The organism is Pantoea anthophila, assembly GCF_006494375.1.
Taxonomy (GTDB): domain Bacteria; phylum Pseudomonadota; class Gammaproteobacteria; order Enterobacterales; family Enterobacteriaceae; genus Pantoea; species Pantoea anthophila.
The window spans coordinates 285,578-312,285 of the sequence record NZ_VHIZ01000050.1 but is presented as its reverse complement, the minus strand read 5'-3'; the positions used below and the strand labels follow the sequence as shown (position 1 = coordinate 312,285).

General features: G+C 56.2%; 27 protein-coding genes. 22 read left to right on the top strand and 5 right to left on the bottom strand.

All coding sequences use genetic code 11. The features are described 5' to 3' along the window. Nucleotides 1-196 precede the first annotated feature (196 nt). The 9 genes from FJW00_RS13645 (at nt 197) to FJW00_RS13605 (ending at nt 10,865) form a co-directional block, all read left to right on the top strand. A complete protein-coding gene (locus FJW00_RS13645) occupies nt 197-1,156 on the top strand; it encodes an isoaspartyl peptidase/L-asparaginase family protein (protein ID WP_140924472.1) in 960 nt (319 codons plus the stop codon). A 9-nt stretch (nt 1,157-1,165) separates the two neighbouring features. Beyond that, nucleotides 1,166-3,022 (top strand): glutathione ABC transporter ATP-binding protein GsiA, encoded by a 1,857-nt coding sequence (gsiA, locus tag FJW00_RS13640; protein ID WP_111208981.1) that lies wholly within the window; start codon nt 1,166-1,168, stop codon nt 3,020-3,022. Between the two features lie 54 nt (nt 3,023-3,076). Continuing rightward, nucleotides 3,077-4,612 carry a glutathione ABC transporter substrate-binding protein GsiB gene (gene gsiB, locus FJW00_RS13635; protein ID WP_140924470.1) on the top strand — a complete coding sequence of 512 codons (1,536 nt, stop codon included), beginning with the start codon at nt 3,077-3,079 and terminating at the stop codon, nt 4,610-4,612. A 45-nt stretch (nt 4,613-4,657) separates the two neighbouring features. Continuing rightward, nucleotides 4,658-5,587 (top strand): glutathione ABC transporter permease GsiC, encoded by a 930-nt coding sequence (gene gsiC, locus FJW00_RS13630; RefSeq protein WP_009091200.1) that lies wholly within the window; start codon nt 4,658-4,660, stop codon nt 5,585-5,587. Next, nucleotides 5,584-6,489: a glutathione ABC transporter permease GsiD gene (gene gsiD / locus FJW00_RS13625; RefSeq protein WP_009091199.1), complete on the top strand. Its 906-nt coding sequence runs from the start codon at nt 5,584-5,586 to the stop codon at nt 6,487-6,489. Before gsiC ends, gsiD begins: the two co-directional genes overlap by 4 nt. After that, nucleotides 6,486-6,935, top strand: coding sequence for a DUF4385 domain-containing protein (locus FJW00_RS13620; RefSeq protein WP_009091198.1), 450 nt, complete (start codon nt 6,486-6,488; stop codon nt 6,933-6,935). The genes gsiD and FJW00_RS13620 overlap by 4 nt, the downstream gene beginning before the upstream one ends. A gap of 521 nt (nt 6,936-7,456) precedes the next feature. Then, on the top strand, nt 7,457-8,092 hold the full coding sequence (locus tag FJW00_RS13615) for a carbonic anhydrase (protein ID WP_009091197.1): 636 nt from the start codon (nt 7,457-7,459) through the stop codon (nt 8,090-8,092). A gap of 689 nt (nt 8,093-8,781) precedes the next feature. Further along, on the top strand, nt 8,782-9,147 hold the full coding sequence (locus FJW00_RS13610) for a hypothetical protein (RefSeq protein WP_140924468.1): 366 nt from the start codon (nt 8,782-8,784) through the stop codon (nt 9,145-9,147). Between the two features lie 581 nt (nt 9,148-9,728). Then, nucleotides 9,729-10,865, top strand: coding sequence for a PQQ-dependent sugar dehydrogenase (locus FJW00_RS13605; RefSeq protein WP_140924465.1), 1,137 nt, complete (start codon nt 9,729-9,731; stop codon nt 10,863-10,865). Between the two features lies 1 nt (nt 10,866). On the opposite strand, the gene FJW00_RS13600 is transcribed toward FJW00_RS13605, so the two are convergent. Beyond that, complete coding sequence (locus tag FJW00_RS13600; protein ID WP_009091195.1) at nt 10,867-11,523, bottom strand: HAD family hydrolase; 657 nt, start codon at nt 11,521-11,523, stop codon at nt 10,867-10,869. Nucleotides 11,524-11,795: 272 nt separating this feature from the next. On the opposite strand from FJW00_RS13600, the gene FJW00_RS13595 reads away from it, so the two are divergent. After that, nucleotides 11,796-12,998: a serine hydrolase gene (locus FJW00_RS13595; protein ID WP_072052704.1), complete on the top strand. Its 1,203-nt coding sequence runs from the start codon at nt 11,796-11,798 to the stop codon at nt 12,996-12,998. Nucleotides 12,999-13,237: 239 nt separating this feature from the next. On the opposite strand, the gene ybjG is transcribed toward FJW00_RS13595, so the two are convergent. Beyond that, on the bottom strand, nt 13,238-13,843 hold the full coding sequence (ybjG, locus tag FJW00_RS13590) for an undecaprenyl-diphosphate phosphatase (RefSeq protein ID WP_046101501.1): 606 nt from the start codon (nt 13,841-13,843) through the stop codon (nt 13,238-13,240). A gap of 204 nt (nt 13,844-14,047) precedes the next feature. Between ybjG and FJW00_RS22355 the strand changes: the two genes are divergently transcribed. Next, the gene (locus tag FJW00_RS22355) at nt 14,048-14,248 is read left to right on the top strand and encodes a hypothetical protein (RefSeq protein WP_181405381.1); all 201 of its coding nucleotides are present in this window, start codon (nt 14,048-14,050) and stop codon (nt 14,246-14,248) included. Here the strand turns inward: FJW00_RS22355 and FJW00_RS13585 are convergent. Further along, complete coding sequence (locus tag FJW00_RS13585; protein WP_009091191.1) at nt 14,243-15,931, bottom strand: aspartate:alanine antiporter; 1,689 nt, start codon at nt 15,929-15,931, stop codon at nt 14,243-14,245. The two genes, FJW00_RS22355 and FJW00_RS13585, sit on opposite strands and share 6 nt — an antisense overlap. 258 nt (nt 15,932-16,189) lie before the next feature. Between FJW00_RS13585 and ybjM the strand changes: the two genes are divergently transcribed. Next, the gene (ybjM, locus tag FJW00_RS13580; protein ID WP_009091189.1) at nt 16,190-16,555 is read left to right on the top strand and encodes an inner membrane protein YbjM; all 366 of its coding nucleotides are present in this window, start codon (nt 16,190-16,192) and stop codon (nt 16,553-16,555) included. Between the two features lie 79 nt (nt 16,556-16,634). Here ybjM and FJW00_RS13575 read toward each other — a convergent pair whose 3' ends face one another. Then, on the bottom strand, nt 16,635-16,898 hold the full coding sequence (locus FJW00_RS13575) for a GrxA family glutaredoxin (RefSeq protein ID WP_046101502.1): 264 nt from the start codon (nt 16,896-16,898) through the stop codon (nt 16,635-16,637). Nucleotides 16,899-17,151: 253 nt separating this feature from the next. Here FJW00_RS13575 and FJW00_RS13570 point away from each other — a divergent pair, with 253 nt between their 5' ends. From FJW00_RS13570 to rlmC, 10 genes are all read left to right on the top strand, one after another. Continuing rightward, nucleotides 17,152-17,403 carry a DUF1418 family protein gene (locus tag FJW00_RS13570; protein ID WP_140924463.1) on the top strand — a complete coding sequence of 84 codons (252 nt, stop codon included), beginning with the start codon at nt 17,152-17,154 and terminating at the stop codon, nt 17,401-17,403. Between the two features lie 16 nt (nt 17,404-17,419). After that, nucleotides 17,420-18,142, top strand: coding sequence for an oxygen-insensitive NADPH nitroreductase (gene nfsA, locus FJW00_RS13565; RefSeq protein ID WP_009091183.1), 723 nt, complete (start codon nt 17,420-17,422; stop codon nt 18,140-18,142). A 20-nt stretch (nt 18,143-18,162) separates the two neighbouring features. Next, nucleotides 18,163-19,065 carry a 30S ribosomal protein S6--L-glutamate ligase gene (gene rimK, locus FJW00_RS13560; RefSeq protein ID WP_009091181.1) on the top strand — a complete coding sequence of 301 codons (903 nt, stop codon included), beginning with the start codon at nt 18,163-18,165 and terminating at the stop codon, nt 19,063-19,065. An 87-nt stretch (nt 19,066-19,152) separates the two neighbouring features. Then, the gene (locus tag FJW00_RS13555) at nt 19,153-19,632 is read left to right on the top strand and encodes a YbjN domain-containing protein (protein WP_009091179.1); all 480 of its coding nucleotides are present in this window, start codon (nt 19,153-19,155) and stop codon (nt 19,630-19,632) included. Nucleotides 19,633-20,012: 380 nt separating this feature from the next. Continuing rightward, on the top strand, nt 20,013-21,122 hold the full coding sequence (potF, locus tag FJW00_RS13550) for a spermidine/putrescine ABC transporter substrate-binding protein PotF (RefSeq protein ID WP_009091178.1): 1,110 nt from the start codon (nt 20,013-20,015) through the stop codon (nt 21,120-21,122). A gap of 122 nt (nt 21,123-21,244) precedes the next feature. After that, the gene (gene potG / locus FJW00_RS13545) at nt 21,245-22,378 is read left to right on the top strand and encodes a putrescine ABC transporter ATP-binding subunit PotG (RefSeq protein ID WP_009091176.1); all 1,134 of its coding nucleotides are present in this window, start codon (nt 21,245-21,247) and stop codon (nt 22,376-22,378) included. A 9-nt stretch (nt 22,379-22,387) separates the two neighbouring features. After that, the gene (potH, locus tag FJW00_RS13540; RefSeq protein WP_009091174.1) at nt 22,388-23,350 is read left to right on the top strand and encodes a putrescine ABC transporter permease PotH; all 963 of its coding nucleotides are present in this window, start codon (nt 22,388-22,390) and stop codon (nt 23,348-23,350) included. Further along, nucleotides 23,347-24,192 carry a putrescine ABC transporter permease PotI gene (gene potI, locus FJW00_RS13535; protein ID WP_046101505.1) on the top strand — a complete coding sequence of 282 codons (846 nt, stop codon included), beginning with the start codon at nt 23,347-23,349 and terminating at the stop codon, nt 24,190-24,192. The genes potH and potI overlap by 4 nt, the downstream gene beginning before the upstream one ends. 75 nt (nt 24,193-24,267) lie before the next feature. Beyond that, nucleotides 24,268-24,735, top strand: coding sequence for a YbjO family protein (locus tag FJW00_RS13530; protein ID WP_009091170.1), 468 nt, complete (start codon nt 24,268-24,270; stop codon nt 24,733-24,735). Between the two features lie 41 nt (nt 24,736-24,776). Continuing rightward, a complete protein-coding gene (gene rlmC / locus FJW00_RS13525) occupies nt 24,777-25,910 on the top strand; it encodes a 23S rRNA (uracil(747)-C(5))-methyltransferase RlmC (RefSeq protein WP_058957472.1) in 1,134 nt (377 codons plus the stop codon). Between the two features lie 30 nt (nt 25,911-25,940). On the opposite strand, the gene FJW00_RS13520 is transcribed toward rlmC, so the two are convergent. Next, entirely contained in the window at nt 25,941-26,672 is a 732-nt protein-coding gene (locus tag FJW00_RS13520; RefSeq protein ID WP_140028283.1) for an arginine ABC transporter substrate-binding protein, read from the bottom strand. Nucleotides 26,673-26,708: the final 36 nt, after the last annotated feature.

The window sequence follows — 26,708 nt, the reverse complement described above, 5'->3', positions numbered from 1 at the left end:
GTCACATCGGTGTCACCCCGGGCTTGCCCGCGACAAGGGCCAAAATGATATAGGGTGGTAAGAAAAGGTTATAACCACAGGAACAGTTTCCGCTTTACAACCCTTAGCAGGCTTTCTATAGTCAAAAATCATCAAAAATGGATGAAAACCATTTTAAATCAGTGTTTTTCATGCGGATGCAACAGGGCAGAGCGTTATGGTTAAAGCAGTGATTGCCATTCACGGCGGCGCGGGTGCCATTACGCGCTCAGCGATGAGCGCTGAAAAAGAACAGGCATATCGTCAGGCGCTGCACGAAATTGTTACTCAGGGCCAGCAGATCCTGGCGCAGGGTGGCAGCGCACTGGATGCGGTAACGGAGGCGGTGCGGCTGCTTGAAGAGTGTCCGCTGTTTAATGCCGGTAAGGGCGCGGTATTTACCCATCAGGGCACGCATGAACTCGATGCCTGCATCATGGATGGGCGCACGCTGGAGGCGGGCGCCGTCGCCGGTGTGACGCGGGTGCGCAATCCGGTTCTGGCGGCGCGTGCCGTGCTGGAAAAAAGCGAGCATGTGCTGTTCATCGGTGAAGGTGCTGAACAGTTCGCGGTGGCGAACGGGCTGGCGCCGGTGAGCCCCGACTACTTCTCGACGCCGGAACGGTGGGAACAGTTGCAGCGCGCGCTGAATAGCGATTCGGCGGTGCTGGACCATGATGGCGCGGCTCACCACGACGACCCGCTCGACCCTGACCGCAAGTTTGGCACGGTGGGCGCGGTGGCGCTGGACCTGGAGGGCAATCTGGCTGCGGCGACCTCAACGGGCGGCATGACGAATAAACAGGCCGGACGGGTAGGCGACTCGCCGCTGCCGGGTGCGGGCTGCTATGCCAGCAACGACAGCGTGGCGGTCTCCTGTACCGGCACCGGTGAAGTCTTTATGCGCACGCTGGCCGCTTATGACGTGGCAGCACAGATGCGCTATGCCGGTCGTACGCTGCAGCAGGCCAGCGTTAATGTCATTCATGACAGCGTGCTGGAGCTGGGCGGCAGCGGCGGCCTGATTGCTGTCGATCGTGCGGGCAATGTGGCCCTGCCGTTTAACAGCGAGGGAATGTACCGCGGCGTCGCCCGGGTAGGCGAGCCAGTGGAAGTCGCTATCTACCGCGAAAGTTAAGGAGCAGAGATGAGCGACAGGCAAACGCATCCGACCCTGGCCCCTGAGCAGGTGCTGGCGGTGCGCGATCTCAGCGTAGAATTTCAGCATGAGGCGACCCTGACCCGCGCGGTGCGCCATTTGTCACTCGATCTGTTTCGCGGCGAGACGCTGGCGCTGGTGGGCGAGTCAGGTTCAGGCAAATCGGTCACGTCTCTGGCGCTGATGCGGCTCATCGAGCAGGCGGGAGGCCAGGTCAGTGGCGAAGCGCTGTTGCGCCGTCGCAATGGGGAGGTGCTGGATCTGATGCGTGCCTCAAAGCAGCAGATGCGCCGGGTGCGCGGCGCCGATATGGCGATGATCTTTCAGGAGCCGATGACCTCGCTGAATCCCGTCTTCTCCGTCGGCGAGCAGATCGCCGAATCGATTCGTCTGCATCAGGGACAGAGTCATGCCGCCGCGCTGGCGGAAGCGCGCCGGATGCTGGACCTGGTGCGGATCCCTGATGCGCAAAATGTCCTCTCCCGGTTTCCACATCAGCTGTCAGGCGGGATGCGCCAGCGGGTGATGATTGCAATGGCACTCTGCTGCAAACCCGCCCTGCTGATTGCCGATGAGCCAACCACGGCGCTCGATGTGACGATTCAGGCGCAGATTCTGCAGCTTATCCGCGTGCTGCAGAAAGAGATGCAGATGGGGGTGATTTTTATCACTCACGATATGGGCGTAGTGGCTGAAATGGCTGACCGGGTTCAGGTGATGTACCGCGGCGAGGTGGTGGAAAAAGCCCCGGTCGACCGGCTGTTCAGCGCACCGGAACAGCCCTACACCCAGGCGCTGCTGGCCGCCGTGCCAAAGCTCGGTGCCATGCAGGGCCAGCCGTTGCCCGCGAAATTTCCCCTGCTGCACAGCGACGCGGCCGACGACGTGCCGCAGGATACGGTACGCCGTCGGCAGCCCCCGATTTTACAGGTGCGCGATCTTGTGACCCGCTTCGATATTCGCGGCGGGCTGCTGAATCGGGTTAAAAGCCGGGTTCACGCCGTCGAAAAAGTCAGTTTCGACCTCTATGCCGGTGAGACACTGGCGCTGGTGGGCGAATCAGGCTGTGGTAAATCCACCACCGGACGTTCACTGCTCAGGCTGGTGGCGAGCCAGGGCGGCACGCTGACCTTCGACGGACAGCGGATAGATACGCTGTCCGGTGCCGCGCTGGCCCATCTGCGACGCGACATTCAGTTTATCTTTCAGGACCCTTATGCCTCACTCGATCCACGCCTGACGGTGGGTTTTTCAATCATGGAGCCGCTGCTGGTACATAAGGTGATGCCGCGACGCGAGGCGGAGCAGCGCGTCGCCTGGCTGCTGGATAAAGTGGGTCTGCTGCCGGAGCATGCTCAGCGCTATCCGCATGAATTTTCCGGCGGACAGCGTCAGCGAATCTGCATCGCCCGTGCGCTGGCGCTGAACCCTAAAGTGGTGATCGCCGACGAGTCCGTCTCTGCGCTGGATGTGTCAGTTCAGGCGCAGATTATCAATCTGATGCTCGATCTGCAGCGCGAGTTTGGCATTGCTTTTCTCTTTATTTCTCACGATATGGCGGTGGTCGAGCGGATCAGCCACCGCGTGGCGGTGATGTATCTCGGTCAGATTGTCGAGATAGGGCCGCGTCAGGCGGTCTTTGAGCAGCCGCAGCATCCCTATACCCGCAAACTTATGGCGGCGGTGCCGGTAGCCGATCCGGCTCACCGCCGTCGTGAACGAGCCTTACTGGTCGATGAGATCCCCAGCCCGATCCATGCCTTAGGGGATGAGCCTGAAGTGGCGCCGCTGATGGAGGTGGCTCCGGGCCATTTCGTCGCGCGTCACGTTATCAGTGCGACCTGAACAGTGACGATGTCGCCCCGGCGACCAACCCGACAGGGATTACAGGAGAACAAGATGCAGATGACGATGCGTAAAGGGGTACTGGCGGCTGGCGTGTTAAGCAGCGCAATGGCACTGCCCGCCTGGGCAGCACAGGATGCGGTGATTGCCGTCGCGTCCAATTTCACGACGCTCGACCCCTATGATGCCAACGACACGCTGTCGCAGGCGGTCGCCAAATCTTTCTATCAGGGCCTGTTCGGCTTTGATAAAGCGATGAAGCTGACCAACGTGCTGGCGGAAAGCTATCAGGCCAGCCCGGACGGACTGACCTACACCATTAAGCTGCGTTCCGGCATCAAATTCCAGGACGGCACGGACTTCAATGCCGAAGCCGTGAAGGTCAACCTCGATCGCGCCAGCAATCCCGATAATCACCTCAAGCGCTACAACCTGTTTAAACATATCGCCAGCACCGAAGTGGTGGATCCGACCACGGTTAAAGTGACGCTGAAGGAGCCGTTCTCCGCCTTTATCAACATCCTGGCGCACCCGGCGGCGGCGATGATTTCGCCCACTGCGCTGAAAAAATATGGCAAAGAGATCGGTTTCCATCCGGTCGGGACCGGTCCGTTTCTGTTTGAAACCTGGAATCAGACTGACTTTGTGAAGGTGAAGAAGTGGGATGGCTACTGGAAGCCGGGCTATCCGAAGCTGGACAGCATCACCTGGCGTCCGGTGGTGGATAACAACACCCGTGCGGCGATGCTGCAGACCGGTGAGGCGAACTTCGCTTTCCCGGTGCCTTATGAGCAGGCGAAGCGGCTGGAGCAGAACAGCAAGCTGGATGTGGTGACCACGCCATCCATCATGCAGCGCTACATCAGCCTCAACGTTACTCAGAAGCCGTTCGATAACCCGAAAGTGCGCGAGGCGCTGGAATACGCCATCAACCGTCAGGCGCTGGCGAAAGTGGCGTTCTCCGGATATGCGACGCCAGCGACCGGCGTTGTGCCGCCCTCCATCGACTTTGCGCAGAGCTATCCGGCGATAAGCTACGACCCGGCTAAAGCCAGAGCGCTGCTGAAAGAGGCGGGCTATCCGAACGGTTTTGAGACCACGCTCTGGTCGTCGCACAACCACAGTACTGCGCAGAAGGTGCTGCAGTTCACCCAGCAGCAGCTGGCACAGGTGGGCGTGAAGGTTAAGGTCACGGCGATGGATGCCGGTCAGCGTGCGGCGGAAGTGGAGGGCAAAGGGCAGAAAGAGAGCGGCGTGCGGATGTTCTATACCGGCTGGTCCGCCTCAACCGGCGAAGCAGACTGGGCGCTGACGCCGCTGTTCGCCACTGCAGCCTGGCCACCGGCCATCTTCAACACCGCGTTTTACAGCAATCCAAAGGTCGATAAAGATCTGGCCGATGCGCTGAAAACCACCGACCGTACTGAGAAAGCGCGCCTCTACAAAGATGCGCAGGATACCATCTGGCAGGATCACCCGTGGATCCCGCTGGTGGTTGAGCAGCTGGTCTCTGCTAACAGTAAAAACCTCAGCGGTTTTTATGTGATGCCCGATACCTCATTCAATTTTGATGAGGCGACTCTGAAGTAACGGAGCCGGCCAGCCCGCGGGCTGGCCGCAGCTGCAGGATGTTGCATGTTTAACTATTTCATTAAACGACTTTTCGGGCTGATCCCGACGCTGCTGATTGTGGCGGTGCTGGTGTTCCTGTTTGTGCACCTGCTGCCGGGCGATCCCGCACGCCTGATCGCCGGGCCGGAAGCGGATGCCTCCGTGGTGGCGCTGGTGCGCCAGGAGCTGGGGCTGGATCTGCCGCTGCCGCAGCAGTTCTGGCACTTTTTACTGAATGCGCTGCAGGGCGATTTTGGCCAGTCGATGGTGTCGAAACGGCCGGTCGCTGAAGAGATCGCCACGCGCTTTATGCCGACCCTCTGGCTGACGCTGGTCAGCATGGTCTGGGCGGTGATTTTTGGCATGGCGATTGGCCTTGTCTCTGCCGTCTGGCGCAACCGCTGGCCCGATCGGCTGGGAATGACGCTGGCGGTGTCGGGCATTTCGTTCCCCGCCTTTGCACTCGGCATGCTGCTGATGCAGGTCTTCTCGGTTGAGCTGGGATGGCTCCCGACGGTAGGTGCAGAGAGCTGGAAACACTACATCCTGCCTTCGATCACCTTAGGTGCCGCGGTCGCGGCGGTGATGGCCCGTTTTACCCGCGCCTCCTTTGTCGAGGTCATGCAGGAAGACTACATGCGGACGGCGCGGGCCAAAGGGGTGCGCGAGTCGCTGGTGGTGGTCAAACATGGCCTGCGCAATGCCATGATCCCGGTCGTGACCATGATGGGCCTGCAGTTCGGTTTTCTGCTGGGTGGCTCGATTGTGGTTGAAGTGGTTTTCAACTGGCCTGGCCTGGGACGTCTGCTGGTCGATTCTGTGACGATGCGCGACTACCCGGTAATTCAGGCAGAGGTGCTGCTGTTTTCACTGGAGTTTATTCTGATCAATCTGTTTACCGACATGCTCTATGCGGTCATCAATCCCGCTATTCGCTTTAAGGAGTCGCGATGAAAAACTGGCGACGCGAAGCGGCACTGAAAAGCATGCCGCTGCTCGCGGAGAATCGGGTGCGGACGCCGTGGCGTGAGTTCTGGCGGCGTTTCAGACGGCAGCCGGTGGCGCTGCTGGCGGGCCTGTTTGTGCTGATGCTGATTGTACTGGCATTTATCGCACCGTGGGTTGCGCCGTTCGATGCGGAGAACTATTTCGATTATGACCGGCTCAACGAGGGGCCGTCACTGATGCACCTGTTTGGTGTGGACTCGCTGGGGCGCGATATCTTCAGCCGGGTGCTGGTCGGCACGCGTATTTCCCTGATTGCGGGCTTCTTCTCTGTGTTGATCGGCGCGCTGATTGGCACCCTCTCTGGCCTGCTGGCAGGATATTATGAAGGGTGGTGGGACCGCATCATCATGCGCATCTGTGATGTGCTGTTTGCCTTTCCCGGCATTCTGCTGGCGATAGCGGTCGTCGCCATTATGGGCAGCGGCATGAGCAATGTGATTGTGGCAGTAGCCATCTTCAGCATCCCGGCTTTTGCCCGCCTGGTGCGCGGCAATACGCTGGTACTCAAGCATCAGACCTTTATTGAGTCAGCGCGCAGCATCGGCGCCTCTGACTGGACCATTCTGATGCGACATATCCTGCCGGGGACGGTCTCACCGATTGTGGTCTATTTTACCATGCGCGTCGGCACCTCCATCATCACCGCTGCCAGTCTCTCCTTTCTGGGTTTAGGGGCACAACCGCCCACGCCGGAGTGGGGCGCCATGCTGAACGAGGCGCGCGCCGACATGGTTATCGCGCCGCACGTGGCGATTTTCCCCAGTCTGGCGATCTTCTTCACTGTTCTGGCATTTAATTTACTCGGAGACGGGCTGCGCGACGCACTTGATCCTAAACTAAAGACATGAAACCTTTCGATTATGATCAGGACTTCAGCACTATCGACTTCCGTAAGCACCCTGAGCGATATCAGGTCGGCCGCGGGGAGCAGGGTGTGCTGATGGTTGAGCCTTATAAGAGTGAAATCCTGCCTCACTGGCGATTTCGCACCGTTCCCATTGCTGAAGAGTCGGCAGAAAAGATCATGGCGCTGTTTGAAGATTACCGGCGTCAGGATGACTTTGTCGGCATGGATATGGCGCGCAAGTTTATCCAGATGGGCTATACCCGTGCCCGCCGCTACAGCAATCACAAGGGCGGACGAAAATATGACGCTGAAGGCAAGGAGCTGCCGCGTGGCGTCAATGAAGAAAAAGCCGCGGCGGCGGCCATTTTCAAAGCTTACTGGGACCGTCTCCGGGCCGATGAGGACTATCTGCAACGGAAAAAGGCGCATCAGCAACTTTATGGCTAACCGCTGAACCAGCATGACCGTTTTTCTGCCCGGCGCGTCTGTAGCGCCGGGGAGGCGAAATTCATTTCACGCCGCAGTGCCTCCGTTTTCCGCGCTATTTCATCTTTCCTGCTTCTTCCCGTCAAAACCCTGCTGGCTGACTGCACCCGGCGGATTACGCTCACGGCGCAGCAATCTGCCGGATGCGATGCGTCCGCTGAGCGTGAATGACTGAAAACGATTTCAGCCTGGCGCACGACGTAAAGTAGTGAAAAAACGCGTAAAAGCCTGTTCGCTTTGCAGACCCGCATCAGGCTCAGAGAAAAACGGGCGCGTCGTGGTAACTCACCGTGCTATAAAAAGAAATCGCCGCCTGGACCGCTGTCTGGCGGATAAGCGAAGCGCTGTCCGTAACCCCGGCTGAACAGTGAATGAAAAACGCGGGTTGATATTCACTTGTTTTCATTAATAATAAACCCGCTAACCCCACTGAGGGGGCTATGCCCCTCAGGTAATGAAATGGATAATGTGAGAGCTAAATAATGAAAGAGATCATCAAAGGATTTCTGAATTTCCAGCAGAATGTGTTTCCTGAAAGGAAGGATCTTTTCAAAAGCCTGGCGTCAAATCAAAATCCTAAAGCCCTGTTCATCTCCTGTTCAGACAGCCGTCTGGTGCCTGAGCTGGTGACGCAGCAGGAGCCAGGAGAGCTGTTCGTTATCCGCAACGCGGGCAACATCGTTCCCTCATTTGGCCCGGAGCCTGGTGGTGTATCCGCGACAATCGAATATGCCGTGGTCGCGCTGGGCGTTTCCGACATCATCATCTGCGGTCACTCCAACTGTGGTGCCATGAACGCTATTGCTTCCTGCGCCTGCATGGACACCATGCCCGCAGTAGAGCACTGGCTGCGCTATGCCGATGCGGCAAAAGCGGTGGTCGAGCAGCGTGAGTATGACTCACCGGAGAAGAAGCTGAATGAGATGGTCAAAGAGAACGTGATCGCGCAGCTGAACAACATGAAAACCCATCCTTCGGTTTCCGTCGCGCTGCGTAACGGCAAACTGCGTCTGCATGGCTGGGTTTACGATATCGAAAGCGGCACCATTATGGCGCTGACCCAGGGTGGCAAGCAGTTCATCACCCTGTCTGAGAATCCGGACACCTGCTTCGAGTAATGCCTCTCGCCCGCTGCGTCCTGCGGCGGGTTTTCAATTGCTCCTTAACACGGATAACCTGTTATCGGGATTAGTCTGAACGATTATTGGCTGGTTTATCTCTGACTATCAACATTGCAGACAACGTTAACATCTGGAGTCGTAAAGCATCATTTTAAATTCCGAATGCCTGTAAAGGTTACAGCCATGCCGGGAAAGATATACTCAGGGTTGAATCGATTTTTTAGGTTTTACAGAGAGCGGCTAAATGTAGCAGGTGCGATAAGGGTTCATTTGAAATATTGAGTGTTTTTTAAATGTGTAAGATGAGTTGCTGGTTTGTTACTTTTTCTGATTTTTATAAATGAAGTCTTTCCAGTCCATAATGGATGTCTGTCAGGATATAGATGTTTTTACGTCAGGAACGCGTTTTTAGTTGCGAGATTAACTTTACAACCGAACTAAGTAATAATTTATTCAGTAAGTTGATTCTCATCAAAGAAAAAATCCAGGTTCTTAAAAATGATACGGGTTAAACTTCGTTCTGACCAACATGAAACTATGTATGTAGATGCTGCCTTGTTAATCTGTTGTCATTACACAAGTCTGCTTGATATAGTGCAATTTAATTATCTGGCGTGATTGACAGCTGCATAAATTCAGAGGTCATCCGCCCGGAAAATATTAATGTGAACAGAGTGAGGAACGTAGTGGGCCAAAAGAAGATATACATCATATCAAAACCCTCGCCAACTCTGGGGCGTAACCCGTTTCATGCGGGCGGAGCAGGGCTTTTTGGCCATAAAAATCATAATAATTACATCTCTGAAGTCCAGAAAGAAATTGACGCTTTAGGTTATGACTGGGTTGTGATGGCTGATGATACTGAGGGAGATATTGAGGAAATCGTTAAGAAGGGTGTTATGTTGGTAGTTTGTGCGCCAGGATTACGCTTTCAGTTTTACTGCGGTAAGTTTAATAAAAAGCGAGTCATCTATCTCAATACAATGGATTATGCTTCAGGAAATGCGCACCCCGTTATTAAAAAGTTGATTGAAATAGAGAGGGGGAATTAGACCACTTCTCTGAAGTAAAGAAAATGGGGGGCAAAGTCATAAATAGCGGAGTTGAATATTAGTCAGTTTTATAGTGTGAGTTAAATGAAGTGGGAGAAAATATCATAAATACCTCTTTGCCTGCTGATTCAATTCGTGCTGCAAATCTGCGGCTGAAGAAAGTTTTGTATGTCAGGCCAGAAAGATATTTGGATAGGGGTTGGTTTGAGCTATAAAAAATGAATGCACGCTAAAATTGGCTAATTTCATCGGTAAAACAGCGAGTGCCTTATTGCTTATGAATTAAAGCGTGATTTCTCACTAAAAAATTAAATCAAGATTTTATTCACCTGTATATTTCCCGGAAATTTATCATCACTTTAAAGTATTTATGGTCTCGCAAAGACTATAGAAAGCATACTTTTCTTGCAAACTCAGTTCTGAAATGAAGCAGGAGCGGTCTGGTCAGCTTTAGCCCTTATGGAGATGCACTTGTCCGTCGGGCGGTCTGCTATCGGCCTGTTTAATCTTTTGTAAATCCTCAGCATTGTTAAAGCCTGCCTGACTACGCTTAAGGCACGCTATCCCATGAGGAGAACTCTATGTCCCGTTTTTCAACCGTTCTGCTGCTGACCGGTTCGCTGCTCTCAGTCCCGCCGCTGTTTGCCGCTGACCTGCAGGTTGAGGTGTTACAGGATAAGTTACAACATCCATGGTCGGTTGCCTTTCTGCCCGACAACAAAACGCTGCTGATAACCGAACGGAGCGGGCAGCTGCGCAGCTGGAATCCGGAGAGCGGCCTTTCGCAGCCGATTCAGGGCGTGCCAGAGGTCTGGGCACAGCGGCAGAGCGGCCTGCTAGATGTGGTGCTGGCTCCCGACTTCGCCAGCAGCCGTCGTGTCTGGCTCAGTTACACCGAGGCTGACAGCAAGGGAAAAGCGGGGGCGGTGGTAGGTGTCGGGACACTGAGCAGGGATAATCGCCAGCTCAGCGATTTCCGCGAGGTGATCCGGCAGACGCCGATGCTCTCCAGCGGTAACAATATTGGCACCCGGCTGGCGTTTGATACTCAGGGCTATCTCTGGATCGCCTTCGGCGATAATTTTGTCAGCAGCGCCGCGCAGGACCTCGATAAACTGCAGGGCAAACTGCTGCGGCTGAATGCCGACGGCAGCGTGCCTGATGATAACCCGTTTGTGAAACAGCCCGGCGCGCGGCCAGAGATCTGGGCGCTTGGCCTGCGTAATCCGCAGGGGCTGGCGCTAAATCCCTGGACCGGCATGATATGGGAAAATGAGCATGGCCCGCGCGGCGGCGATGAAGTGAATATCATGAGTCGTGGCAAAAACTATGGCTGGCCGCTGGCGACCTACGGTATCGACTACAGCGGCGATAAAGTGCCGGAGTCAAAGGGCACCCATGTTGCAGGCACCGAGCAGCCGATCTGGCACTGGAAAGTCTCTCCGGCCATCAGCGGCATGGCGTTTTACAACAGCGCCCGTTTTCCGCAGTGGAAGAATTCGCTGTTTATCGGCGCGCTGAAAGAGAAGAACCTGATTCGGCTGAGTGTGAACGGTGAAAAAGTGGTGGAAGAGCAGCGTCTGCTGGGCGACCAGAATGCGCGGATTCGCGATGTGCGGCAGGGACCGGATGGCTGGCTCTATGTGCTGACCGACGAGGCCAACGGCAAACTGCTGAAAGTGGGATTAGCGCAGGACGCTGGCGCGTCCCGCGGCTGATTCAGCGTGCCCAGTGATAAACCTGCCATCCCCGGCTGACCGCTTCCTGATGTAGTCTTTCGTCCGGGTTGATGACATGGGCGTGATCGGCCTGCTCCAGCAGGGGCAGGTCATTCATCGAATCGCTGTAGGCCCAGGTGCGGTCAAACGTCTCCTCCGCCTGCAGCGCTTTCCAGTCACCCAGCCGGGTCACTTTGCCCTCTTTATAGGTCATGGTGCCGTAGGTATTGCCGCTGTAACGCTGGTCTACGATTTCAACGCCAATCGCCAGCGCACCGCAGGCCCCCAGTTGCTGAGCAATCGGCACCACCAGATGCTCACCGCTGGCAGAGATAATCATGACGCGGTCGCCGCGCGCCCGGTGCCACTCGATGCGTTCCCGGGCTGCGGGAAAAACGCGGGGCATGATGTCGCGATGAATAAAGCGGCGCACCCAGCCTTCCACTGTGAGGGTAGCCATACCCGACAGCGGTGAGAGGGTTTTATTCATATACTCTTCAATTGAGAGCGTGCCGGCATAATACTGGGCCATCAGTGCCTGTTCCTGATCGATCAGTTCGCTGGGGGCGAACCCCTGTGATACCAGCCAGCGCAGCCACAGGCTGGTGCTGTCTTCACAAATAAGTGTTTCATCCAGATCAAAAAGGGCTAAGTCCATGGTCGGTCTCCTCGGCTGACTGGCTTTCAGGTTAGCGGATAATTGTGACCGACTTAACTCTTCTGCGAAAAATCGGAATTTCACGCAGTTTTGGGAATGACAGAAGCGAGGCGAAAGGGCACGCGCGCGGCCGTTGTGCCAGGGTAAATCGACTAAACTCTAAAAAACTTTACGATTCGGCGGTTTTTTTCGCTGCCGTCAACGGTTAGCGTTTGAGTGAGAATTTTCTGCCCCTGGAATTTCGCGTTAACAAGGACAATCCGGCCACGCCCATGACAAACACTCGCTTCCCATCACGCCTGCGGCTTCTCGCTGCTACCTCATTACTGATTATCGCCCCGATCAGCGCCTATGCTGAACAGGCTCCCGCCGCGCCAGGCATTGACGCAAAAGCGTGGATCCTGATGGATTACGCCAGCGGTAAAGTCTTAACTGAATCCAGCGCCGATCAGCGTCTCGATCCCGCCAGTCTGACCAAAATGATGACCAGCTACGTGGTGGGTCAGGCGATTAAAGCGGGCAAAATTAAACCGGATGATATGGTTACCGTAGGACAGGATGCCTGGGCGACCGGCAATCCTAAGCTGCGCGGTTCATCCCTGATGTTTCTCAAGCCGGGTGACCGCATCCCGGTGCATGAGCTGAACAAAGGCATTGTGATCCAGTCCGGCAACGATGCCTGTATTGCGCTGGCGGATTACGTGGCGGGCAGTCAGGATTCGTTTATCGGCCTGATGAATAATTATGTGAAGGCGCTGGGCCTGCAGAACACCCACTTTATGACGGTTCACGGCCTGGATGCAGAAGGGCAGTACAGCACCGCACGGGATATGGCCCTGATTGCGCAGGCGCTGATCCGTGATGTCCCCGATGAGTATGCGCTGAACAAAGAGAAAGAGTTCACCTTCAATAATATCCGCCAGATCAACCGTAACCGTCTGTTGTGGAGCACCAATCTCAAAGTCGATGGCGTTAAAACCGGCCACACCTCCGGGGCGGGGAACAATCTGGTTGCCTCTGCGACCGAAGGTGACATGCGCCTGATCTCCGTGGTGCTGGGCACCACCAGCGATGCGATCCGCTTCCGCGAAAGTGAAAAGCTGCTGACGTGGGGCTTCCGCTTCTTTGAAACGGTAACACCCATTAAAGCCGATGCGCCTTTTGCTCAGCAGCGGGTCTGGTTCGGCGATCGCAGCCAGGTCAATCTCGGCGTCGCCAAAGATGCGGCGCTGACCATCCCTAAAGGGCAGATGAAGAACCTGAAGGCGAGTTTTAAACTGACCACACCTCAGCTGGAAGCACCGCTGAAGAAGAATCAGGTGGTAGGCACGATCGATTTTCAGCTGGACGGCAAAACCATTGAACAGCGCCCGCTGGTGGTGATGCAGGATGTGCAGGAAGGCGGATTCTTCAGCCGGATGATTGACTTCGTGATGATGAAATTTAACGGCTGGTTTGGGAAATGGTTTTCATAAGTTATCCGGGACGCTGACGCGTCCCTGATAACAGAAATTCCTCTGGCGGTAAGATCGTGCCTGCACAGGAAGCAGGGTCAGATCGGAAAGACGCAAAACCGTCATCCCTGACTGCTCGGCCCGCGCCATCCCTGGCGCGGGACGCTTTCCTCTTCTGACCCTGCTCCCTGTGCCTCAGGTTTATTTATCGCTGCAAAAATTACGCTGTCTGATGTTTCTGAGCTGAATAAACAGGGAGCTTAGTCCTGCGTCCAGCCTTTGCGAATCGGCACCGCAAACAGCGCCCGATAGAGGGGATGGATAACAGCCAGCATCCGCTCGCCATAGAACTGCCATGCCAGATGCGAAGCCAGACAGCTCAGCAGCCCGACAAGGAATCCACCCAGCATATCCAGCGGCCAGTGAACGCCAAGATAGACCCGTGACCAGGCGATAGCGCAACCCACACCCATCAGAACCACCCCCGACCAGAGGCGATGCCAGAAAATAAAGGCCAGGGCAAAAGTGAAAATCGTGGTGCCGTGATCGCTGGGGTAGGAGTCATCCGCCGCATGATGCAGGAACTGATAACCGAAACCAATGGCGAACGGACGCGGATGAGGCAGCAGCTGGCCCACACACCAGGAGATCGTCAGCGCATAGATCAGCGCCATGCCGGTTTTCAGCACCAGTGCCCGCTGCGAAGAGAGCTGATCGCGTGGCCCCCACAACCACATCACCACGATGAGCAGCGGCACGATGGCAATCAGATCTTTGGCAATAAAGGTCGCCAGTTGCAGTAACCAGGCAGGTGACGCTGGTGTGGCATTAATGGCAGTAAACAGTGAGTGGTTCAGTTCTTCCATTCCGGGATAGATTCCTCAGCAGACAGCCCGGCTAACAGTGGCTGACGCTACCCGGTCAGCCTTCTGATAACAGCGGCAATAAAAACAGTCAGCACCAGCGCGCTCGCCCAGTTAATCAGCACAAAAAGCTAATTTCACAGCACTCTATCCTGCTGATTGCGAGGCGTTTCGTCCATCATCGCGCTCTTAATCTGTTACTGAGTTGTGCAATGGTTTAAGTTCGGCAGGGGAATGGCGGGATTCAGACGCGGCAGCGCGGCGCGCAAGAAAAAAGGGCATAAAAAAACCCGCCAGGAAAAAGACCAGCGGGCTCCACAATCTGGGGATTTCAAAGAAAAGCAGTGGCACTTATTAGGACTGCCCGCTGACAAAAAAGTTCTGGACGTAGCCAAAAAATTTTTATAGGGGCAATATCGGCCAGACAATTACAATCAGCGTCCCCGCCAGCGTCAGTAACACGTTGGCGATGGCGTAGGTCCCGGCATAGCCCAGCGCCGGGATATTACTGCGAGCCGTATCGCTGATAATCTCCATAGCAGGGGCGCAGGTGCGTGCGCCCATGATGGCACCAAACAGCAGGGCGCGGTTCATCCGCAGCACATAGGCACCAAACAGAAAGCAGATGATGACCGGAAGCAGGCTGACCAGCAGGCCGCACAGCAGCATCAGCGCACCATCGCTGCTCAGGCTGTGATTAATGCCGCTGCCGGCACTCAACCCCACTCCCGCCATAAACACCATCAGACCGAACTCTTTCACCATTGTCAGCGCGCCCTGCGGAATATAACCAAAGGTCGGGTGGTTGGCGCGCAGGAATCCCAGCATGATCCCGGCGAACAGCAGGCCGGCGGCGTTACCGATACCGAAACTGAAATTGCTGAACTGGAAGGTAATCAGACCAATCATCAGCCCCACGATAAAGAAGGCACAGAACGCCAGCAGATCGGTCATCTGACTGTGAATGGCGATAAAGCCAATGCGGTCCGCGACGCTTTTCACCCGGCGTGCCTCGCCGCTGACCTGCAGCACATCGCCTTTGTTCAGCATAATGCTGTCGTCGATCGGCATCTCAATCTGGCTGCGGATGACCCGGTTCAGGAAGCAGCCATGATCGGTCAGGTTGAGCTTACTGAGGCGTTTGTTCACCGCGTTGTGGTTTTTCACCACGATCTCTTCGGTGACAATGCGCATATCCAGCAGGTCGCGGTCAAACACCTCTTTGCCGTTACGGAAGCTGGGATCGAGCCGGGCGTGCGCGTCGGGATAGCCGACCAGCGAGATATCATCACCCAGTTGTAACACCGCATCACCATCGGGACTGGCGAGAATACCGTTGCGGCGGATACGCTCGATGTAGCAGCCGGTCTGACGATAGATGCCGAGCTCACGCAGATTCTTGCCGCCGCTCCACGCCACCAGCTCCGGGCCAACGCGATAGGCGCGGATTACCGGCAGGAAAACTTTGCGCTGACTGTCTGCATCCAGACCGCGCTCGCGGGCGATCTGCTGGGCGCAGGTAGGCAGATCCTGATGTTGCAGGCGGGGCAGGTAACGGGCACCAAAAATCAGGCTGACGAGTCCAATCAGATAGGTTACGGCATAGCCCAGGCTCAGCTGATCCTGCATCAGTCCAAGCTGTTTAGGATCGCTGATGCTCTGCCGCAGCGTATCGCCTGCGCCCACCAGCACCGGTGTTGAGGTCATGGAACCGGCCAGCATCCCGGCGGTGAGGCCAATATCCCAGCCGAAGAGCTTGCCGAGTCCCAGTGCCAGCAGCAGCGCGCTGACCACCATGACGATGGCGAGCATGAAATAGTTTTTGCCGTCGCGAAAGAAAATAGAGAAGAAGTTAGGGCCGGCTTCGACGCCGACACAAAAAATAAACAGCATAAAGCCCAGGCTTAATGCATCGGTATTGATGGTGAAATGCTGCTGCCCTAATAAGAGCGAAACCACTAATACGCCAATCGAATTTCCCAGCTGAACTGAGCCAAGACGCAACTTACCCAGACAGAGGCCGAGCGCCAAAACGACAAATAATAACAAAATGTCATTTCCGCTTAACAATCCTGCGACGTTAATATTCACTGTTTAACTTCTTGTTTACTTGTAACCTGTTGAAGAGTGGCCTGTTTTTCGCTATCTTGAGCAGGCCGTTGAGGTGCTGTTGTATCAGTACTGCAAATGGAACCTTTTCCGCGGCGCTATTCTAATCACAAATATCTTCTACAGCCATTGGCTGTTTTCATTCGTTGTCACAACGAACTGTTTCTTTTTATTTCCATCTGAACGCAGCAGGGTTATCAGCAGGTCATTGTCGGGATTACTTTTAATCAGTGGGGTGGTATGCCGCAGCGCTCTTATCTCTGGACGACCCGCCTGTGCGGCGTGGTGTTGTACAGTCTGGTGTTTGTTTTTACCTGTCACACCTGGCAGGTGGGGCCCGGCCCGCTTCGCGGTCAGCCTGAATTACTGCTCTTTATGCTTCCCGGCATTCTGATGGCGCTGCTGCAGGTGGAGAGCCCGTTGAAAAGCACGCTGCTGATGGGGCTGTGGGGGACGTTACTGGCCGCGCTGCTGCTGAACAGCAGCCTCTTTATCCACGGCAACGGATTTTTTGTGCTCGCCTGGAGCCTCAGTGCGCTGTTCTGGGCAGGCTGCGGCGCCTTGCTGGTGCGGCTGATGCAGATCGTGATGGCGTCACTTAACTAACTCAGCCGAGCTGATGATCACCCGAAAGTAAAAAGGCGAGACACAGGTGTCTCGCCTTTTTTATTGAGCCTTTCAGCCCTTATGCGGCAAATCCCAGATTCTCTTTGGTCCAGGCCGCAAACTCGGTGTAACCACCGATATGTTTTTCATCCACAAAGATCTGCGGCACGGTAGAAACCGGTTTGCCCGCACTCGCTTCCAGATCGGCTTTAGTGATGCCTTCCGCCTGAATATCGACATACTGATAGCTAAAATCGTCCCGCTCGGCAGTCAGCTTATCAGCCAGTTCATGAGCACGAACACAGTAGGGACAGCCTGGACGACCAAAAATAACAGCAATCATAGAAAACTCCTTGCAGCGACTGTTGTGTGATGTACGTCACACAACTAAACAGAGAATGGCAACCATGATGCCCGCTCGTATCGCTTAAAGAAAGCAGGATTTGCCTGTTAGTCTGATGCCCGCACGCTATGTTAAGCGTCAGGAAGCGTCTGAAACAGAGGCTTTTTTGCCCGTGCGGCGGCCACAGCCCGCGCAAATTTTGGGTTGTTGACCATAATTGACCCTCAGTAGCCCGTGAAGGCAGGAGAGTGTGATGCAGAGTGTAGCCAGATTATCGCGGTTTGTGGTGGTGATGGAGGCGGCTGGCGGCCTGTTAATTCTGGGGGCGCTGCTGCTGATAAACCACTGGCTGCCTGTGCCAGGTCTGGCTGAGCCAAAAACGCTGGCCACGCTGCTGTTTATCGCCGGGGTCGTGCTGATGCTGCCCGCCGCCTGGCTGTTGATGTGGCGCACCGCAAAAGCGATAGCCCCACAGCTGTTTAACCAAACCGATAAAAGAAAATAATGTTGCTGGAGACTTTATGACACCGACCATTGATTTACTGTGCAGCCACCGTTCAATCCGCGCCTTTACCGACCAGCCGGTCAGTGAAGCGCAGCGCGAAGCGATTATTACTGCGGCGCAATCGGCGTCCACATCCAGTTTTCTGCAATGCTCCTCCATTGTCCGCATCACCGACAAAGCGCTGCGCGACAAGCTGGTCACGCTGACGGGCGGACAAACCTGGGTCGGAGAGGCTGCCGAATTCTGGGTCTTCTGCGCTGACTTCAATCGTCATCTGCAGATTTGCCCGGATGCGCAGCTGGGCCGTGCCGAGCAGCTGCTGCTGGGCTGCGTCGACACCGCGCTGATGGCGCAGAATGCGATGGTGGCCGCAGAGTCGCTGGAGCTGGGCGGTGTCTTTATCGGCGGGATCCGTAACAACATCGCCGAGGTGACCGAGCTGCTGGGCCTGCCGAAATTTGTGCTGCCGCTCTTTGGTTTCTGCCTGGGTCATCCGGAGTCAAAGCCGGACGTGAAACCGCGCATGCCACACGCCATGCTGGTGCATGAAAACCGCTATCAGCCACTGGATAAAAACGTGCTGGCCGAATACGATAGCCGCACTGAACTCTATTATCAGCAGCGAGACAGCAACCAGCGTAGCGAAACCTGGAGTGAGCTGATTCAGCGTCTGATCATCAAAGAGACACGCCCGTTTATGCTGGATTATCTGCATCAGCAGGGCTGGGCAACACGCTAAGCCAGGAGCGGAGAGCAGAGATGAAAATCGCCATTTTGTCCCGTGATGCCACGCTTTACTCCAGTCGCCGGCTGCAGGATGAAGCGGTAGCTCGCGGTCATGAGGTGCAAATCATCGATCCGCTCTCCTGCTATATGAACATCAATCCGGCCTCTCCGGCGGTTCACTATTGCGGTGAACCGCTGGGCCATTTTGATGCGGTGATCCCGCGCATCGGCAACGCCATCACCTTTTACGGAACGGCGGTGCTGCGACAGTTTGAGATGTGCGGCAGTTACACGCTGAATGCCTCCGCCGCGATTACCCGCACCCGCGACAAATTACGCTCGCTGCAGCTGCTGGCGCAGGAGGGCATCGACATGCCGGTTACCGGCTTTGCCTCCTCACCCGATGACACCGACGATCTGATCGCCATGGTGGGCGGCGCGCCGCTGGTGGTAAAGCTGGTGGAGGGCACGCAGGGTATCGGTGTGGTGCTGGCGGAAACGCGGCAGGCGGCAGAAAGCGTTATTGATGCCTTTCGCGGCCTCAACGCCCATATCCTGGTGCAGGAGTTTATCAAAGAGGCCCGGGGGCGCGATGTGCGCTGTCTGGTCATCGGTAATCAGGTGGTGGCGGCGATTGAGCGGGTGGCGAAAGAGGGCGATTTTCGCTCCAATCTGCATCGCGGCGGCAAAGCCTGTCCGGTGGAGATTACCCCTCAGGAGCGGGAAATTGCGGTGAAAGCCGCCGCTACGCTTGGGCTGGAGGTTGCGGGTGTCGATATTCTGCGCGCGCATCGTGGTCCGCTGGTGATGGAGGTTAACGCTTCCCCCGGTCTGGAAGGCATTGAAACCTGCAGTGAACTGAACCTCGCCGCGCTGATGATCGCGCGGATTGAACAGCAAACCATCCCCGGGCTCCGTCCTAAAACCGCAGGCTGAAACGCGCTTTTCAGCAGTTTTCGTGGCATCGTCGCCCGTTTTTCCGTAAGCTAAGTCGCCTGTTTATCACCCCACTGGGATTTTACGATGGATTCTCTTGTCGTTCCGGATATCGACCTGTTGCGTCGCTGGCTGGATCAGCAAAATATCACCTGGTTCGAATGCGATGCCTGTCAGGCACTTCATCTGCCGCACATGCAAAACTTTGATGGGGTGTTTGACGCCAAAATCGATCTGGTCGACAACGTCATCCTGTTCTCGGCGCTGGCGGAAGTAAAGCCCACGGCGCTGATTCCGCTGGTCGGCGATCTGTCGCAGATCAACGCCAGTTCGCTGACGGTAAAAGCGTTTATCGACATTCAGGATGACAATCTGCCGAAGCTGATTGTCTGCCAGTCAATGACGACCACCGCCGGATTAACCTTTGGTCAGTTCTCGCACTTTATGAAACAGAGCGAAGAGCAGATCTCGATGGTGATCCTGGAAGCCTTTGCTAACAATCTGCTGATTGTCGGCGAGGAAGAAGAGCACGTTGCGGTCTCCAGCGTGCATTCGGTGCTGCACTAGCCCGACCCCTCCAGACTAAGCCGTCCCTGAGACGGCTTTTTTATATCCGCCGCCTGCCGCCACCTTTTTTTATTCTGCATTTTGCCCTTTAATGCCAGATATCTGTCGTCGTTTATGCCATCAAAGCCGAACCTCATAGCTCAAACATGCATAAAATATCGGTTTCAGGCGTTTTTTACGCTGGGGTCTGGTGCAGCATGAGCAGGGGGGCTATGCTTGCGGGGCTGTAACAGGCGCGTAACTGCGCTTCAGATATAGGATTTTGCTATTAAACTCCCGCTGAATAATGATTCATTGTGTCACTGACGTCCTGTACAGAACGCAATGCAGGGATCTCAGGTTTGCAGCGTTGTTATGACCCGCTCAGGAGGATGGAAAACATGTTCAACTCACGTCAGAAATGGCTGTCAGCTGTGGTAGCGGCTTCGCTGATGGTCGCGTCGGCCAGCAGCATGGCGGAAGATAAAACGCTGCACGTCTACAACTGGTCTGATTATATTTCGCCAGATACCGTGCCGAACTTTGAAAAGCAGTCCGGCATCAAGGTTGTCTACGATGTCTTTGACTCCAACGAAGTGCTGGAAGGCAAACTGATGGCGGGCAGTACCGGCTACGATGTCGTGGTGCCATCCTCCAGCTTCCTGGCGCGTCAGCTTCAGTCCGGGGTCTTCCAGCCGCTGGATAAGAGCAAGCTGCCGAACTACAAAAACCTCGATCCGGCGCTGATGGAAAAAGTGGCGCAGCACGATCCGGGTAACAAATATGCGATTCCTTACCTGTGGGGCACCACCGGGATCGGCTATAACGTCGACAAGGTGAAGGCCGCGCTGGGAACCGATGCGCCGCTCAACAGCTGGGACCTGGTGATGAAGCCGGAAAACCTTGAGAAGCTGAAAAGCTGTGGTGTCTCATTCCTGGATGCGCCGGAAGAGATTTTCGCTACCGTGCTGAACTATCTGGGCAAGGATCCTAACTCTTCGGATGCCAAAGACTATTCCGGTGCGGCGACAGACCTGCTGCTGAAGCTGCGTCCGAATATCCGCTATTTCCACTCGTCTCAGTACATCAACGATCTGGCCAACGGCAATATCTGCGTGGCGATCGGCTGGTCAGGTGACATCCTGCAGGCGAAAAACCGTGCGGATGCAGCGAAAAATGGTGTGCACCTGGGCTACAGCGTGCCGAAAGAGGGGGCACTGGCCTTCTTCGACATGATGGCGATTCCGAAAGATGCGAAAAACATCGACGGCGCCTATGCCTGGCTGAACTACATCATGGATCCGAAAGTGATCGCTGATGTCTCCAATAAAATGAACTATGCCAACGGCAACAAAGCGTCACTGCCGCTGATCAATGCCGACATCCGTAACAACCCGGGTATCTTCCCGACGCCGGAAGCGATGTCGAAATTGTTTGTGCTGAAAGTCCAGGATCCGAAACTGGATCGTGTGCGTACGCGTGCATGGACTAAAGTAAAAAGTGGTAAGTAGTTCGTCCCGAACGGATTGACCTGTCACGTAACAGCAACAGAGGCGCAGTGTCGGCCTCTGTTGTGCCATTTTAGCGGCGGATTTTGCCGCGATGTTCCGCCTGGCTCCGGAGAGAGATAGTAGTGAACGATGCCATTCCCCGTCCTCAAAACAAAACCGCAAAGGCGTTAACGCCGCTGCTGGAGATTCGCAATCTGACCAAATCCTTTGACGGCCAGCACGCCGTGGATGATGTCAGTCTGACCATTTACAAAGGTGAAATTTTTGCGCTGCTGGGCGCGTCAGGCTGCGGCAAATCAACGCTGCTGCGGATGCTGGCTGGATTTGAACCACCGACCAGCGGCCAGATTGTGCTGGATGGTCAGGATCTGTCGCACGTGGCCCCCTATCAGCGCCCGATCAATATGATGTTCCAGTCCTATGCGCTGTTCCCGCACATGACGGTGGAGCAGAACATCGCCTTTGGCCTGAAGCAGGATCGTCTGCCGAAAGGGGAGATCGCCAGCCGGGTCGCCGAGATGCTGTCGCTGGTGCACATGCAGGAGTTTGCCAGACGCAAACCGCACCAGCTCTCCGGCGGGCAGCGTCAGCGTGTTGCGCTGGCACGCAGCCTGGCGAAGCGGCCTAAACTGCTGCTGCTGGATGAGCCGATGGGCGCGCTGGATAAGAAGCTGCGTGACAGGATGCAGCTGGAGGTGGTCGATATTCTGGAGCGGGTTGGTGCGACCTGCGTGATGGTGACGCACGACCAGGAAGAGGCGATGACCATGGCCGGCCGTATCGCGATCATGAATCGCGGCAAGTTCGTGCAGATCGGTGAGCCGGAAGAGATCTATGAGCATCCAACCAGCCGCTACAGCGCCGAGTTTATCGGTTCGGTTAACGTCTTCGAAGGCTTGCTGCGTGAACGTCAGGCGGACGGCCTGGTGATCGACAGCCCCGGTCTGATGCATCCGTTAAAAGTCGACTCCGATGTCTCGGTGGTGGATAACGTCCCGGTTCATGTCGCGCTGCGTCCGGAAAAAGTGATGCTGTGCGATGAGGTGCCTGCCGATGGCTGCAACTTTGCGGTGGGTGAGGTGGTTCACATCGCCTATCTTGGCGACCTCTCTATCTTCCACGTCCGTCTGCATAGTGGACAGATGATCAGTGCACAGTTGCAGAACGCGCATCGCTACCGCAAAGGGCTGCCCACCTGGGGTGACGAAGTTCGCCTCTGCTGGGAAAGCGACAGCTGCGTGGTGTTGACGGTTTAAGGAGCGGCTATGAGCCAGATTTTCCAACGCGCCAAAGCGCCCGCCCGGCTGGTCGGCACGCCGCTGCAACGCTGGGCTACCCGGGTCAAAATGCAGCATGGCCGCAAGCTGGTCATTGCGCTGCCTTACCTGTGGCTGGTGCTGCTGTTTCTGCTGCCCTTTCTGACGGTGCTGAAGATCAGCTTCGCGGACATCGCGCGGGCGATCCCTCCTTACACCGAGCTGGTGAGCTGGGCGGACGATCAGTTCAGCATTGTACTCAACTTTGGCAACTACCTGACGCTGACCGACGACCCGCTCTACATCGACGCCTATCTGCAGTCCCTGAAGGTAGCGGCGATTTCGACGGTCATCTGTCTGCTGATTGGTTATCCGCTCGCCTGGGCTGTTGCACACAGCAAGCCGTCGATGCGCACGATTCTGCTGTTACTGGTGATCCTGCCGTCGTGGACCTCCTTTCTGGTGCGCGTTTACGCCTGGATGGGGCTGCTGAACAATAACGGGATTCTCAACCGCTTCCTGATGTGGCTCGGCGTGATCGATCATCCGCTGGTGATCCTCTATACCAACACCGCCGTCTATATCGGTATCGTCTACTGCTATCTGCCGTTTATGGTGCTGCCGATCTACACCGCGCTGACCCGTATCGACTACTCGCTGGTGGAAGCGTCACTGGATCTGGGGGCGCGTCCGCTCAAAACCTTTTTCAGCGTCATCGTGCCGCTGACTAAAGGCGGCATTATCGCCGGATCGATGCTGGTCTTTATCCCGGCGGTCGGGGAGTATGTGATTCCTGAACTGCTGGGCGGGCCGGACAGCATCATGATTGGCCGTATTCTGTGGCAGGAGTTCTTCAATAACCGTGACTGGCCGGTGGCCTCTGCGCTGGCGGTGATTATCCTGCTGATCCTGATTCTGCCGATCATCTGGTTCCATAAGCATCAAAACCGTGAAATGGGAGAGAAGGCATGAATAATCTGCCCACCATTCGCTCACCCTGGCGAACCGGTATTCTGGTCTGCTGTTTCCTGTTCCTCTATGCGCCGATGCTGCTGCTGGTGGTTTACTCCTTTAACAGCTCACCGCTGGTGACGGTGTGGGAGAATTTCTCTTTCCACTGGTACAGGGTGCTCTTCCAGGACAGCGCGATGATTGATGCGGTGCTGCTGAGTCTGAGCATTGCCGGGCTTTCCGCCACCATGGCTGTGGTGCTGGGCACGCTGGCGGCGGTCATCATCGTGCGCTTCGGGCGGTTCCGCGGGCATAACGGGTTTGCCTTTATGCTCACCGCGCCGCTGGTAATGCCCGACGTAATCACAGGACTGTCGCTGCTGCTGCTGTTTGTGGCGATGGGCAACGCCTTTGGCTGGCCCAGCGAACGCGGCATGCTCACCATCTGGCTGGCACACGTGACCTTCTGTACCGCCTATGTGGCGGTGGTGATCAACTCGCGTCTGCGTGAACTGGACCGCTCGATTGAAGAGGCGGCGATGGACTTAGGCGCCACGCCGCTGAAGGTCTTCTTCGTGATTACCGTACCGATGATTGCGCCGGCTATCGTAACCGGCTGGCTGCTGGCGTTTACCCTGTCACTCGACGATCTGGTGATCGCCAGCTTTGTCACCGGGCCCGGTGCCACCACGCTGCCCATGGCGATCTTTGCCACCGTGCGGCGCGGCGTGAATCCGGAAATCAATGCGCTGGCGTCGCTGATTCTGTTTGTGGTCGGTTTAGTGGGTTTTATCGCCTGGCGGGTAATGGCGAACGAAGAAAAACAGCGTTTAAGCGATATTCAGAAAGCTAAACGTGGCTGAAATCGTTAACCTTTGCCACTATATGAACGGGCCGGTTTAACCGGCCCGTTTTTCGATCGGGTGGAGCCACGGACTATGTCAGAAATCTTTAAAAGCAGTGCCACGCTTTCCGATGCGCCGGTGCCGGTCAGTGTGGCGGGCATTGCCATCATTGCCACCCGCTGCCTGAGCGTCCTGATGCTGGCCAATGAGCTGGGCTACAGCGAAATCGCCAACTTTGTTCACCGCAGTGCTCAGTCCTGGGACTCTACGCTTATCTTTATCGCCAGCCAGCTGATCTTCCTGTTTGAACTGCGCTGCGCCTTTACCCTGATGCGCGGCAGTAATGCCGGACGCTGGGGCTATGTGGCGACCCAGGTGCTCGTACTGGGCTACATGCTGGTGGCCTCGCTGGGCTGGATCTACCCTGAAATTTTCAGTATCGACGGCGACAACAACGTCCAGATTATTCACCACACCCTGACGCAGAAAATCCCCGATCTGCTGGTGCTGATGCTGCTGTTTCTGCCTGCCAGCAGCCGCGCTTTTTTCAGAAAGCGGTGATACAATCGCGCTCCGCCCGACCCGATCGTTAAGGCTTTACCATGCACTGCGCGCTTTATGACGCCAACCGTTGCCGCTCCTGTCAGTGGCTCGACAAACCCTATTCCACTCAGCTCAGCGACAAACAGTCACTGCTGGAACAGCTGCTGGCTGAGCAGCCGGTCGCGGCCTGGTTGCCGCCGGTGGTATCACCGCAGCAGGCGTTCCGTAATAAAGCGAAAATGGTCGTCAGCGGCAGCGTTGAGCGTCCGGTGCTGGGCCTGCTGTCCCGGGAGGGGGAGGCGGTCGATCTGTGTGCGTGCCCGCTCTATCCGGACAGTTTTCAGCCCGTCTTTGCCGCACTGAAACCGTTTATCGCGCGTGCCGGGCTGACGCCCTATAACGTGGCGCGCAAGCGTGGAGAACTGAAGTTTCTGCTGATTACCGAAAGTCAGCAGGGCGGTATGATGCTGCGCTTTGTCCTGCGATCGACGGCGAAGCTGGAACAGCTGCGCGCGGCGTTGCCGTGGCTGCAACAGCAGCTGCCACAGTTGACGGTCATCTCTGCCAACATTCAGCCGGTACATATGGCGATTCTGGAGGGCGATGAGGAGATAGCGCTGACGCCGGATCAGTCGCTGGCGGAGAACTTCAATGGCGTGCCGCTCTGGATCCGTCCGCAGAGTTTCTTTCAGACCAACCCGCAGGTTGCCAGCACGCTTTATGCCACTGCCCGCGACTGGGTCCGCGCACTGCCGGTCAACAGCATGTGGGATCTCTTCTGCGGCGTGGGCGGTTTCGGTCTGCACTGTGCGACACCGGCGATGCAGCTGACCGGGATTGAGATCAGCGCCGAGGCGATTGCCTGCGCTCAGCGCTCCGCCGCGATGCTGGGGCTGGAGAAGGTGCAGTTTGCGGCGCTGGATTCGACGGCGTTTGCCACCGGGCGGGACGCGGTGCCGCAGCTGGTGCTGGTCAATCCGCCCCGTCGCGGGATTGGCGAGGCGCTGTGTGACTATCTGAGCCAGATGGCACCCGATTATCTGCTCTACTCAAGCTGTAATCCGCAGACCATGGCGCAGGATATCGCCCGACTGAGCGCGTATGAGATCACGAAGGTGCAGCTCTTCGATATGTTTCCTCATACCGCCCATTTTGAAGTGCTGACGCTGTTAACCCGCCGCCAGCAGCCGTAGAGCGCGGAGACGGGCGCTGCGATCGGGGACTTACTCCGGGAACCACTTCTGATTGAGCTGCTGCCAGCTGCCGTTGGCTTTCAGCGCGGCGAGCGCCTGGTTAAACTCATCGCGCAGCGCCGTATTGCCCTTACGCACGGCAATGCCAAGGCCGGTGCCAAAGTAGTCCGTGTCGGTCACATGCTCACCGACCGTAGCCAGCTCCGGATTGCTCTTCAGCCACTGATTCACCACCGCGCTGTCGCCAAATACCCCATCCAGCCGGCCACTCTTCATGTCGAGAATCGCATTCTGGTAGCTGTCATAGGCCACCACTTTCACTTCCGGATGTTTTTCCTGCAGGTACTTCTGGTGCGTGGTGCCGTTTTCCACGCCGATGCGCTTGCCTTTCAGGTCGCTGAATTGACTGAACTGGCCTTTACGGGCGATCACGATCGCTGAGTTCGCATAGTAAGGCTGGGTAAAATCGACCTGTTTGCTGCGCTCTGCGGTGATATCCATGCCGGAGATGACCGCGTCATAGCGGCGGAACTTCAGGGAAGGGATCAGGCTGTCGAAGGCGTTATTGGTAAACGTACACTCCGCTTTCATCTGCTGACAGAGCGCTTTAGCCAGATCGATATCAAAACCGACCAGATTATTTTCCCCGTCGAGAGATTCAAACGGCGGATAGGTGGCGGAAGCGGCGAAGCGAATTTTTTCCGCTGCCTGAGCGGTGATCGCCAGTGACGCCAGCGCCGCGGCAATAATCCATTTTTTCATTGTAAAAATCCTGTGTTGTGGTCAGCCAGAGAAGGC

Excerpts from the sequence above, each read along its gene's own strand:
- FJW00_RS13645 (WP_140924472.1), top strand. The coding sequence starts at position 197 with ATGGTTAAAGCAGTGATTGCCATTCACGGCGGCGCGGGTGCCATTACG.
- gsiA (WP_111208981.1), top strand. The coding sequence starts at position 1,166 with ATGAGCGACAGGCAAACGCATCCGACCCTGGCCCCTGAGCAGGTGCTG.
- gsiB (WP_140924470.1), top strand. The coding sequence starts at position 3,077 with ATGCAGATGACGATGCGTAAAGGGGTACTGGCGGCTGGCGTGTTAAGC.
- gsiC (WP_009091200.1), top strand. The coding sequence starts at position 4,658 with ATGTTTAACTATTTCATTAAACGACTTTTCGGGCTGATCCCGACGCTG.
- gsiD (WP_009091199.1), top strand. The coding sequence starts at position 5,584 with ATGAAAAACTGGCGACGCGAAGCGGCACTGAAAAGCATGCCGCTGCTC.
- FJW00_RS13620 (WP_009091198.1), top strand. The coding sequence starts at position 6,486 with ATGAAACCTTTCGATTATGATCAGGACTTCAGCACTATCGACTTCCGT.
- FJW00_RS13615 (WP_009091197.1), top strand. The coding sequence starts at position 7,457 with ATGAAAGAGATCATCAAAGGATTTCTGAATTTCCAGCAGAATGTGTTT.
- FJW00_RS13605 (WP_140924465.1), top strand. The coding sequence starts at position 9,729 with ATGTCCCGTTTTTCAACCGTTCTGCTGCTGACCGGTTCGCTGCTCTCA.
- FJW00_RS13600 (WP_009091195.1), bottom strand. The coding sequence starts at position 11,523 with ATGGACTTAGCCCTTTTTGATCTGGATGAAACACTTATTTGTGAAGAC.
- FJW00_RS13595 (WP_072052704.1), top strand. The coding sequence starts at position 11,796 with ATGACAAACACTCGCTTCCCATCACGCCTGCGGCTTCTCGCTGCTACC.
- ybjG (WP_046101501.1), bottom strand. The coding sequence starts at position 13,843 with ATGGAAGAACTGAACCACTCACTGTTTACTGCCATTAATGCCACACCA.
- ybjM (WP_009091189.1), top strand. The coding sequence starts at position 16,190 with ATGCCGCAGCGCTCTTATCTCTGGACGACCCGCCTGTGCGGCGTGGTG.
- FJW00_RS13575 (WP_046101502.1), bottom strand. The coding sequence starts at position 16,898 with ATGATTGCTGTTATTTTTGGTCGTCCAGGCTGTCCCTACTGTGTTCGT.
- FJW00_RS13570 (WP_140924463.1), top strand. The coding sequence starts at position 17,152 with ATGCAGAGTGTAGCCAGATTATCGCGGTTTGTGGTGGTGATGGAGGCG.
- nfsA (WP_009091183.1), top strand. The coding sequence starts at position 17,420 with ATGACACCGACCATTGATTTACTGTGCAGCCACCGTTCAATCCGCGCC.
- rimK (WP_009091181.1), top strand. The coding sequence starts at position 18,163 with ATGAAAATCGCCATTTTGTCCCGTGATGCCACGCTTTACTCCAGTCGC.
- FJW00_RS13555 (WP_009091179.1), top strand. The coding sequence starts at position 19,153 with ATGGATTCTCTTGTCGTTCCGGATATCGACCTGTTGCGTCGCTGGCTG.
- potF (WP_009091178.1), top strand. The coding sequence starts at position 20,013 with ATGTTCAACTCACGTCAGAAATGGCTGTCAGCTGTGGTAGCGGCTTCG.
- potH (WP_009091174.1), top strand. The coding sequence starts at position 22,388 with ATGAGCCAGATTTTCCAACGCGCCAAAGCGCCCGCCCGGCTGGTCGGC.
- potI (WP_046101505.1), top strand. The coding sequence starts at position 23,347 with ATGAATAATCTGCCCACCATTCGCTCACCCTGGCGAACCGGTATTCTG.
- FJW00_RS13530 (WP_009091170.1), top strand. The coding sequence starts at position 24,268 with ATGTCAGAAATCTTTAAAAGCAGTGCCACGCTTTCCGATGCGCCGGTG.
- rlmC (WP_058957472.1), top strand. The coding sequence starts at position 24,777 with ATGCACTGCGCGCTTTATGACGCCAACCGTTGCCGCTCCTGTCAGTGG.
- FJW00_RS13520 (WP_140028283.1), bottom strand. The coding sequence starts at position 26,672 with ATGAAAAAATGGATTATTGCCGCGGCGCTGGCGTCACTGGCGATCACC.